The 10,431-nt window shown below is 70.1% G+C and carries 10 protein-coding genes; 7 read left to right on the forward strand and 3 right to left on the reverse strand.

Features of this window, described 5'->3' with window-relative positions; translation table 11 throughout:
* Positions 1–62 precede the first annotated feature (62 nt).
* The 4 genes from LPU61_RS30095 (at position 63) to LPU61_RS30110 (ending at position 4,217) form a co-directional block, all read left to right on the forward strand.
* Positions 63–281: a hypothetical protein gene (locus LPU61_RS30095; protein ID WP_077935977.1), complete on the forward strand. Its 219-nt coding sequence runs from the start codon at positions 63–65 to the stop codon at positions 279–281.
* 120 nt (positions 282–401) lie between these two features.
* Entirely contained in the window at positions 402–1,673 is a 1,272-nt protein-coding gene (locus LPU61_RS30100) for an ROK family transcriptional regulator (protein WP_229406829.1), read from the forward strand.
* A 17-nt stretch (positions 1,674–1,690) separates the two neighbouring features.
* Positions 1,691–2,536 carry a LacI family DNA-binding transcriptional regulator gene (locus LPU61_RS30105; RefSeq protein ID WP_043961710.1) on the forward strand — a complete coding sequence of 282 codons (846 nt, stop codon included), beginning with the start codon at positions 1,691–1,693 and terminating at the stop codon, positions 2,534–2,536.
* 127 nt (positions 2,537–2,663) lie between these two features.
* Entirely contained in the window at positions 2,664–4,217 is a 1,554-nt protein-coding gene (locus LPU61_RS30110; protein ID WP_229406830.1) for a cellulase family glycosylhydrolase, read from the forward strand.
* A 123-nt stretch (positions 4,218–4,340) separates the two neighbouring features.
* Here LPU61_RS30110 and LPU61_RS30115 read toward each other — a convergent pair whose 3' ends face one another.
* Positions 4,341–5,639, reverse strand: a complete 1,299-nt coding sequence (locus LPU61_RS30115; protein WP_229406831.1) for a hypothetical protein — start codon at positions 5,637–5,639, stop codon at positions 4,341–4,343.
* A 322-nt stretch (positions 5,640–5,961) separates the two neighbouring features.
* On the opposite strand from LPU61_RS30115, the gene LPU61_RS30120 reads away from it, so the two are divergent.
* Positions 5,962–6,171, forward strand: a complete 210-nt coding sequence (locus LPU61_RS30120; RefSeq protein ID WP_082106184.1) for a hypothetical protein — start codon at positions 5,962–5,964, stop codon at positions 6,169–6,171.
* Positions 6,172–6,739: 568 nt separating this feature from the next.
* Complete coding sequence (locus LPU61_RS30125) at positions 6,740–7,294, forward strand: hypothetical protein (RefSeq protein WP_229406832.1); 555 nt, start codon at positions 6,740–6,742, stop codon at positions 7,292–7,294.
* A 780-nt stretch (positions 7,295–8,074) separates the two neighbouring features.
* On the opposite strand, the gene LPU61_RS30130 is transcribed toward LPU61_RS30125, so the two are convergent.
* On the reverse strand, positions 8,075–8,263 hold the full coding sequence (locus tag LPU61_RS30130; RefSeq protein WP_229406833.1) for a hypothetical protein: 189 nt from the start codon (positions 8,261–8,263) through the stop codon (positions 8,075–8,077).
* A gap of 389 nt (positions 8,264–8,652) precedes the next feature.
* Here LPU61_RS30130 and LPU61_RS30135 point away from each other — a divergent pair, with 389 nt between their 5' ends.
* Positions 8,653–9,381, forward strand: coding sequence for a hypothetical protein (locus LPU61_RS30135; RefSeq protein WP_229406834.1), 729 nt, complete (start codon positions 8,653–8,655; stop codon positions 9,379–9,381).
* A gap of 316 nt (positions 9,382–9,697) precedes the next feature.
* Here LPU61_RS30135 and LPU61_RS30140 read toward each other — a convergent pair whose 3' ends face one another.
* Entirely contained in the window at positions 9,698–10,021 is a 324-nt protein-coding gene (locus LPU61_RS30140; protein WP_229406835.1) for a hypothetical protein, read from the reverse strand.
* Between the last annotated feature and the right edge of the window lie 410 nt (positions 10,022–10,431).

Consider the following 10,431-nt stretch of genomic DNA (forward strand, 5'->3'; position numbering starts at 1 on the left):
GTGCGAGATTCCCTCACCGTCGTGGCTGCCGCCGCACCCGCGCCTGCTGGTACGGTCGCGAGGTGATCGTCGAGGAGCACTGGTGGAACGGGGACGCGACCAAACGAGGACGTCGCGACGTCTACATCCGCACCGATGGTCAGCGCTGGGAGGTCCAGGCGCAGATCGGTGGTGAGCAAGGCCGCTCGAAGGTGCTGGAATGCTCCAGCCACAGTTCCGCGAGCATCCTCGCGGGGGCGTGGCGCGGAGGCAGCTCGGGCTGGCGGGAACTGCGGCGCTGAGCGTCGCCCGGCGGGGCTCTGGCGGCCGGGCCTGACCCGCCGGCCGCCAGCAGGCGTGCGCGGCGGCAGCGGCGAACGCCTATGCTCTGCGGGGGAGTCGGACGGCGTGACCGGGGAGCAGTGAGCGGACCGAGAGCGGACAAGCTGCCGCACGCGAGCAGCAAGGCCGCGGTGCTGGACGCCATCCGGGCGGCCGGCACGATCAGCCGGGTGGGCCTGATCAGCGTGACCGGCTTCACCGCGCCCACCATCTCCAACCTCGTCCGCAAGCTCATCGACGAGGGCCTGGTCGTCGAGACCGGCCACGCCGAGTCGACCGGTGGGAAGCGGCGGGTCCTGCTCCGGCTCAACCACACCTCCCGGTACGCCGTGGGCGTGTGCCTCGGCCAGGGGGTCATGACGTACGTCCTGACCGACCTGACCGGGGTCGTGGTGGCCCGGATCTCCCGGCCGGGCGTCGGTGCCGAGGCGCCCGCGACGGTCGTCTCCCGGATCGCCGCCGAGATCCCGACCCTGGTCGACAGCGTCGGCGTGGACCGGGCGCGGCTGGTCGGGGTGGGCCTGGTCTTCCCCGGCCCGCTCACCGGTCGGGGGGTCGCCGGCCTCAACCCCGAGCTGCGGCACTGGCGGGAGTTCCCGCTCGGCTCGGCCCTGGAGCAGGCGACCGACCTGCCGGTGGTGCTGGACAACGACGCCACCGCCGCCGCCCTGGGCGAACACTGGGCGGGCGGGTTCGGCACGGCGAGCGCCGCCGCCGCCCTCTACATGGGCAGCGGCCTCGGCGCCGGGCTGGTCATCGACGGGATCACCTACCGCGGCCCGAGCGGCAACGCCGGCGAGCTGGGACACGTCTGCGTGGACGCGGACGGCCCGCGCTGCTGGTGCGGGGCCCGGGGGTGCGTGGAGGCCGTCGCCGGGCCCGCCGCCGTGGTCGCGGCGGGGCGGGCGGACGCGGGCCTGGCCGGGGCGCTCGGCCTCGCCACCGGCACCGGCCCCGCGGCGGTCGCCCGCGACTTCGCCGCGATCGGCCGCGCCGCCCGGCGCGGACAGCAGCGGGCGCTGGCGCTGTGCGAGAGGTCCGCCCGGTACGTCGCGGCGGCCGCCCGCACCCTCGCCAACGTGATGGACCTGGAGGTCATCGTCCTGACCGGGCCCGGCTTCGCCGTCGCCGGTTCGGTCTACCTGCCCGTGCTGCGCCAGGAGCTGCACACCGTCTTCTCCCGCTCCGCGCACGCCGTCGACGTACGGCTGTCCCGGTCCGCCGCCACCGCGTCCGCCGTCGGGGCCGCCGCCCTGGTCCTGGAGTCCGAGCTGGTGCCGTTCCACCGCGGGCTCCGGGTGTCGGAGAGCCTCGACGGGGAGTTCGCGCCGCTGACCGGATCGGCCCGCTGACCTGCGATGGGGGCGCGATGAGCACGACGAGCGCGGTCGGCTTGGTGCTCGCCCGGGCGCCCCGACTGCTCGGCGCCGAGCCGTTCTTCATGGAATTCATCTCCGGCATCGAGGAGCGCCTCGCCGAGCACGGGCGGTCGGTGCTGCTGCACATCGTCGCCGACCACGCCGCCGAGATCGCCGCCTACCGCCGGTGGGCGCAGCTCCGGCTGGCCGAGGCCGTGGTGCTGGTGAACCCGACCGCCGGGGATCCCCGGCCGGCGGTCCTGCGCGAACTCGGCCTCCCCGTGGTCGTGGCCGGCGAGCCCGACGGCGACGCCCCGGCCGTCCGGCGGGACGACGTCGGCTCGGTGCGGGCGGCGGTCGCGCACCTGGCCGGCCTCGGGCACCGCCGGATCGCGCGGATCAGCGGGCCGGACACGCTGCGGCACACCCGCACCCGCACCGCCGCGTTGCTGGCCGCCGCGGGCCCGGCCGGCATCGACGCCGTGGTGCTGACCGGCGACTACTCGGAGGAGTCGGGCGCGGACTTGACCGCCCGGCTGCTGCGCGACGGCGACCCGCCCAGCGCGATCATCTACGACAACGACCTGATGGCGGTCGGCGGCTTGGACGTGGCCGGGGAGCTGGGCCTCACGGTCCCCCGCGACCTGAGCCTGCTCGCCTGGGACGACTCCAGCCTGTGCCGCCTGTCCGCCCCGCAGCTCACCACGATGAGCCTCGACGTGCACGACTTCGGCGAGCTGGTGGCCGGCTCCGTGCTCGCGCTGCTCGACGGCGCGCCGGTCAGGGAACGGTGGTGCCCCACCGAGACGGTGATCGTGCGGCAGACCACGGCCCCGCCGCCCGGCGGCCCGGAGTAGGGCCGCCCGAACGCCCGCCTGCCGCCCGGCGGGCGGCGCAGTCGCCAGCTTGACTTAGTGAGGTAAATAAACAAAGCTCTTCGATGCGCTCCCATCGACGATCCCCTCTCGACCACGAGGAGATCAGATGAGACATCGTCATGCCCTGATGGCCGTCGGCACCACCGCGACCCTGGTCGCGGCCGGCCTGGCCGGGCTCACCTTCCCCGCCTCGGCGGCGGCCACCGGCTGCTCCGTGGCATACACCGTGCAGAGCCAGTGGACAGGCGGGTTCAGCGGGAACATCGCCATCACCAACCTCGGCTCCGCGGTCACCGGCTGGACGCTGACCTTCGACTTCCCGATCAGCGGCCAGCAGGTCACCCAGGGCTGGAGCGCCACCTGGTCGCAGTCCGGCACCCGCGTCTCGGCCGCCAGCCTGAGCTGGAACGGATCGCTGGGCACGGGCGGGTCGACCGCGATCGGCTTCAACGGCTCGTGGAGCGGCAGCAACCCCGTGCCGACGTCGTTCGCGCTCAACGGCACGACCTGCACCGGCTCGGTGACGTCGCCGACCCCCGGGCCGACCACCACCCCGCCGCCCACCACCCCGCCCCCGACGACCCCGCCGCCCACCACTCCGCCACCCACCACTCCGCCACCCACGACCCCGCCGCCGACCGGTGCCGCGCCCGCCCTGAAGGTCTCCGGCAACCGGCTGGTGACGGCGAGCGGGGCGACCTACCGGCTGCTCGGGGTCAACCGGGCCAGCGGTGAGTTCGCCTGCGTGCAGGGCAAGGGCATGTGGGACAGCGGCCCCGTCGACCAGGCCTCGGTCAACGCCATGAAGGCGTGGAACATCCGCGCCGTGCGGATCCCGCTCAACGAGGACTGCTGGCTCGGCCTCTCCGGCTCGCCCAGCGGCGCGACGTACCAGCAGGCCGTCAAGGACTACGTGAACCTGCTCGTGGCCAACGGGATCAACCCGATCCTCGACCTGCACTGGACCCACGGGCAGTACACCGGCAACATCTCCGCCTGCGCCGACGTCAACGCCACCTGCCAGAAGCCGATGCCCAGCATGCAGCACACGCCGCAGTTCTGGACCGGCGTGGCCAACGCCTTCAAGGGCAACAACGCCGTGGTGTTCGACCTGTTCAACGAGCCCTACCCGGACGCCGCCAACAACTGGTCGGACATGGCCGCCGCGTGGCGCTGCCTGCGCGACGGCGGCACCTGCACCGGCATCACCTACGAGGTCGCCGGCATGCAGGACCTGGTCGACGCCGTACGGGCCACCGGCGCCGGCAACGTCCTGCTGGTCGCCGGCCTGACCTGGACCAACGACCTGAGCCAGTGGCTCAACTACAAGCCGAACGACCCGCTCAACAACATCGTGGCGTCGTGGCACTCGTACAACTTCAACGCCTGCGTCACCGTCAGCTGCTGGGACAGCCAGATCGGCGCCGTCGCCGCGCAGGTGCCGGTGCACGCCGGCGAGATCGGCCAGGACACCTGCGCCCACGACTACATCGACCAGGTGATGACCTGGCTGGACTCCAAGCGCATCGGCTACACGGCGTGGACCTGGAACCCCTGGGGATGCAGCGGCGGCAACGTCCTCATCCAGGACTACAACGGCACCCCCACCAGCACCTACGGTGAGGGCTACAAGGCCCACCTGCTCTCCGTGACCCCGTAACGGCGACAGCACCCCGCCGGCCGGCGCGCCCCGCGAGTGGGGCCGTGCCGGCCGGCGACGTACGTGGTTACCGGGCCGTGCCGGCGGGGTGGCGGGGTGGGCCGACCACCCCCGGTGGAACGCTCACGCCGGCCGGCAACGACGCAGCACACCGTCGGCGACGGCGGCGAGTTCGCCGGTGCCCCGGTGCAGGCAGGTCGGCACGAAGCCGGGCACCGTGCCGGTGCGGTGACCGGTGAGCGGGTCCCAGACGTGCAGGCCGTCGGTGTGCGCCGAGTAGAGCCGCCGGCCGTTGGAGAACCAGTCCCCGGCGGGGCCGGTGAAGGTGGCAAGCTCGCGGCCCGAGGCCACGTCGAACAGGCGTACGCCGGGCAGGATCGTCTCGTCGTCGTCGCCGATCCCACCGACGGCCAGCAGGCCGTCGCCGACGAAGCAGAGCGGCCCGTTCCAGTAGTAGTCGCGGAAACACAGCCGCTGGCGGGTCGGCCCGTCCTCGGACTCCCACACGTTGCCGTCCAGCCAGGGGCGAAGCTCCCACACCGAGGGCTCGCCGACCGGGTGCCAGATCCAGCCGTCGTCGGCGAGCACCCGGCTGCCGGGCGAGCAGAGCAGCCGGCCGTGGAAGTAGTCGAGATGGTGCGCCGGCCGTTGCTGCTCCGACGTCTTCTCGAACTCACGCGCGGTCAGCAACTCCCCGGTGGCCGGGTCGCTGACGTCGAGCCGGTTCCAGCGGGTGCGGTGCACCACCAACGGCCGGTCGTCGACCCGGGCGAAGGCCAGCGAGAACGGCACCGTGTTCGCGTGGTAGTCCCCGCCGTCGAGTGCAATCGTCACCTCACCGCCCCGACCGAGGTCCACCACCCGCCCGTACCGGCCGTAGTCGTCGACCACGGCGGCGAAGCGGCCACAGGCGGAGGCGTGCAGCCTGCGCCGAAGTTGACGGTCCATCCATGGGGTGTGCCCCGGCTCGTCGACCAGCTCGACGGTCGCCAGCACCGCGACCCGGTCGTTGTCCGGGTCGAGCTCGGCGATGGCGCCGTCGGCGGTGAGCGCCAGCCATCGGGAGCCGTCGGCGTCGTCGATCGGAGCGAGGTCGACCACCTGCCCCAACGACGGCGGCAGTGACCAGCACGACACTGTCGCGTCGAGCGGCTCCGGCCGTTCCAGGATCTCCGGCTCGCCGCGCCAACCGAGCATCTCCCCGTCCTCGACGAGCCGGTCGACGCATCCCTCGCACACCACGACCAGCACGGGCGGCTGGCCGGCCTCGTCGCACGCCCGGCAGACCAGGTCGAACTCCATCCCGCGCCCGGTCAGCACCCGGAGGCACGCCACGTCCTGGTCTTCGGGTACGGCGACCAGGTGGGAACACACCCGACTGGCGGCCGCGTCCGCCGGATGTCCACAAAAGAGGGTCAGCACGGCAGCACGATATCCGCCCTCGCCAGCGCCATGGCTGTCCCCCGCTGCCGCTCGGCCCTTTCGTCCACAGTGCCCCACGGTCGTCCGAGGCGGTGGAGAGGGGACCAGACGGCGATCTACTGCCCGTCAACTGGGCACCGCGACGATGCGCGCATGCTGGCGCACATGTGGTTGCCATCAGACGCCGCATCAGGCTCATGGGCGAGTACTTGATCATCCCGTGCGTGTTCCGAGCAGTCCGTCACCCCTCGTCCGGCGTCGACCCGACCTCGCTGCCACCTGCGGTAGTCGGAACTGGCGCGCGTCCCGTAGCGTTGATGACATGACAACACTGGTGGTGACGCTCGCGATCCTCGTGGTGTTGTTGCTTGCGGTTGTTGTCTTCGTGACTCGACGGGACCGTGCGAAGCTCTCGTCGGATCAGGATTCGGCTGCGGTCCGTCAGGCACGTGCCGACCAGCACAGGCACGAGGCAGAGCGTCACTTCGCGTCGGGCATGGCAGCGAGACACCACAATCCGTCCAGTACGTAGCGCAGGCTGCCCCGATTCGAGCAGCGCCCGTCGCCTTGTGCCATCCCGTTTGCCGCCGACCCACCGACCCGGAGAGCGGCCGTCGCCCGGCCCGCCGCGTCAAGCAGACCTTGACGGACGTACGAATGGACGGCTCCTGCTGGAAAGGCCGAGTCGGCATTCGTGGCGCGGACCGTGCCCCCAGCGGACACCGCCGCCTGGCCGGGATCGACTGCAGAGCCACCGGCAGCGGCGAAGGTCCACGACGACCGGGGGTTGAAGCACCGGAGCGAGGCTGAGGCGCGGGAGGCGCCGGTCCCGCCGGAGCTGGTGGCGATCCTGCGGGCGAACGTCGACCGGTTCGGGGTGGGGGCCGATGGGCGGCTGTTCCGCAGTGACCGGGGCAACGTGGTGGCGTCGTCGATGCACCACCGACGCGCAGTGGGCGCTGATCGTCCGTTCCTGCGAGCCTGGAAGGCCAAGCGAGCATCGTGCAGAGCTGACGCCGGAAGAAGCTTGACGCGCCAACGCCCATCGCGCATGGTCGATACATATCGATAACTTCGGATGTCTCGACATGGGAGGACTGATGAAGACCCTCGTCACCACCGCCTTGGCTGCGACCCTGCTGCTCCTCGCTACGGGCGGCGTGTCCGACGCCCGACCGGCGGCCGATGGGCCCTGCACCGGGCAGATCCACGCAAACCCGGGGTTCGAGCTCAGCGCCACCGGCTGGACAGCCGGCCCGCGCATGGTCGTGATCGGCGACGCGACCCGGCCCGCACACACCGGCCTCGCGTACGCCACCTTCGCCGGGCTGGACGTGACGCGTTCCGATTTGCTACGCACCACCGTCACGGTGCCAGCCGGCTGCGACCTGACGGTCCGCTTCTGGGTCCGGACCATCACCACCGAGACCAGCCGCAGCGATTACCTGAACGTCGGGCTGGCAGTCACCGGGATACCCCCGAAGACGAGGTTCTCCCTGGCCTTCGACGGCGGGTCTCAGTGGCGGCAGTACAGCATGTCGACCGGGACGGCGACGACCGAGCGCACCGCGACGGCCAGCTTCCTCGCCAGTGAGACTGCCGGCAACGGCGTCACGGCCTTCGACGTCGACGACGTGACCTTCACCTTGAGCTGACCACGGCGGGACCCCGAGAACCGCCATCGCGGCCGCAGGGGCCCATCCTCGGGCAGCGCGGACCCGCTGCAGCACCGCGCGGCGTCGAACGCGGCATTCGCCGCCGTGCCGCTGGTCAGACCGGGCCGGATGAGCTCCACCCGCCGCACCGCGAGTGGCGAATACGGGTGGCATCCGGCTGCACAGATTGATCAATCGATGCGGGAACGGATCCGCTGTTCAGGTGGCGTTTCTGCTGATCTTCGAGGTGCCCCCGGCAGGATTCGAACCTGCGACACACGGTTTAGGAAGGCGACTCATACAGGCTGGCTAACTCCTCTGTCACCTGCCCATATGAGCTGGCCACTTGCTCAGTCGAGCAAGATCGTTGCACACCGGTTGCACGAGAACTGAGTGGGCTGCGGACTGAGCAGAGCCTCCGTCAGTCTCGTTGTATGACGTCTCGCTTACAAGCTCTGTGCCCGGCGTCCGCACGCGTCCAGCAACGGCTGCACGCTCGGAGCTTCGTCCATACCGAAGCTAGTCAGCGTGAGGCCGTCCGGAGGCGTTGCTGTCGACAGCCACTTCGCCCTGGCAACCAAGCCGACCGGCTGGGGCCGAGCGACGGGCGCGCACGTTCTTGCGGTCTGTGACCCGACGTTCAGCCTCAAGCGACTGGGCCATAAGCACGGCGGGGCGGCCTCGCCCGGCCTCCAATGAACAGCCTCGCACGTTGGCGAAAGAGACCACGACTGAGACCAACTGACCCAGGGACGGCATGGAGCTGCGTTCTGGATACTGTCAACGTTGCCGCCGGAGCTCACGGATCAGGTCCTTCAGCCGCCGCGACCGCGAGTCGTCGCTGAGCACCCAGCACAATGCCAAGACCAACCCAACCGTGGCCATGGCGACGATGACCAAGCCGCGCCATTCAAGCAGGGCAACGGTACTGGCGGCGGTCCCGCCCAGCCCGACCAGCCATCTACGCATGGACGACCACCACCCCGGCTGCGGGGCCAGTTGTCGAGCTGGTCCGGTCGAGCAGCCAGGGCTGGTGGCGGGTGACGCTGAGCCCTGGGGAGCGGTGATCGTTCTTCACAACGGCATCGTCACATCGGCATTCCTGCAGGTCAAAGCGTCGAGAGATACGGCTGCAGATGGGGAACATCACGTGCCGTGACGGCACAGATAGTGGACGATGGACTGATGACATCGCGGGCTTCGATGGATAAGATCCAAGCTGGTAGCAGGAAGGAGTAGGAAAGTACCCCCGATACCCCTGGTACCCCTACTACCCCAGGACCGCTGGTTTCCCGGCTACAAAGGTGGGTCCAATGGCAAAATCTTCTGCGACGGCAGTCACCGCGGAAAGTCGGAGGTTGCTGAAGCAACTCATCAGCCGATCGAGCCGCACCAGCGGTGTCCAATTTCCGCCCACATTTCTTCGAGACGATGGCAGCCTCAACCCGCCCCTGGCCCAGATCCTGCGCGGAGGGCAGGGCGGCGACGTGCGACTCAAGCTCTATCTAACGATGGCCCTGCTCGCGGCCAGACAGCCGTACGACATCCGCAACATCCCGGCCCGCACCTGGGCCCAAGTGCTGGGGCTGCCCGAGCCGGAACTCAACGGGGCCAGGCGCATCGGTGACGCTCTCGACTTCTTGGCTGGGATAAAGCTCATCAGGGTAGCTGGAGGGCGGGGCCGCCCGAGGAACGTCCTGCTGCGCAGCCCAAGTGGCAACGGCACGCCCTACAGGCGGGACATCGGCAGGTACATCAGCTTGCCGCTCGGGTTCTGGGCCAACGAGTGGATCTACCGACTGACCGGATCGAGCGTCGCACTCCTCCTAGTACTGCGCGACATGCGGAGCAACCGGCAGCCCACGGATCCGCCCTGGCTAACCACGGACCAGAAACGGCGCTACGGTCTTTCCGAGGCAACTTGGACCCGTGCGACCAAGGAACTGACCGACAACGGCCTGCTTAGTGTCCGACGGAAGCCACAGGGCAGAGACTTTGACCACCGGAGACTCCGCAACACCTACTGGGTGCACACGGAGCGGCTGGACGGCCCAGCCTCGGCACCGGCGGCTCCGCTGCAGGAGTGACCGCGGTCGGCGTCAGTCGTGCGACCGACTCCGTCAGTCCTCGCTCGCCGCCCAGATTCCAGCATCAGCGGCGATCCCCGCCGGGGGGAGTGACCTGACGTAGCAGTGAGTGTGATCAAGTGCCGTAGCGCGTGGTCAGACGCATCGGTCGTGCCGTCGAGCACGATCGAGTGTGGCGGGGTGGCACGGCGTTCGCTGACGATCCGCTGACTGGGAATGATGCGCTGCGGGCGCCCGAGGACGGCCGGAGGCCGCCCGCAGGGCAGTCCGCGAGCGCAGATCCACCGCTTGGACGGACTGCGTGCCGACTCGTTGGTCAGTCCCGGATCGCCACCCCGACGACAATCGCCACGAGGATCAGCACCGGAGCGGCATACCCTGCGGCAATCAGAACCCTCTCCCTCACGGGGCGCGGCTCAAGGTACTCGTCCGGTCCGAGGACGTTGGGCCACCCGTTGCGGTACTCGACTCGGTGCCCGTCAGGCACCTCCACGTGAACGGTGGGCCGGGTGGTAGCGGAGATAAGGGCGTGGATGCCATAGATCGGCAGCCACCAACCAAGCGTAAGCATCGACAGGAGAATGTGCGCGGCGTGCCAGGAGCGGCCAAGACTGCCCGCTTTGAGGGTGAGGATCTGCATGGGTCAGTGCCAGAAGGTCTTGCAGGGAGGCGGCGAGCCCAGTTCGCTTGGTGCGGCCACCCGGGCAGCCTAGCGCCACCACTCCCGAAGGCTAGGCAAGCGTCGGGTACCCGACGGAACACGGGTCACGTACCTACATTGCCCTCAGCGGACCCAACTCGAAACCACCTCTGCTTTGCAAAGACCTAAGCTGCTGTCGGCCGGCGTCCGCCGCTGCGGCTGACCTGCTCGTCCCGTCGGCTCGCGTCCGCTTGACGACCGGCCCAGTCGGCCAGCTTACGTAGCTGTACAGCCACCTCCTGATCCGTAGCTCCGGGCGATGCGATCTCGTACGGCCGACCACGACGTCACACAGCCGTTTGTAGTCGCCCGGGAGATCTTGGTTGCTGTACACCGCTACTGTACCGCTG

The sequence above is a fragment of the Micromonospora sp. NBRC 110038 genome (genome assembly GCF_020884815.1).
GTDB classification, from domain to species: Bacteria; Actinomycetota; Actinomycetes; order Mycobacteriales; family Micromonosporaceae; genus Micromonospora; species Micromonospora haikouensis.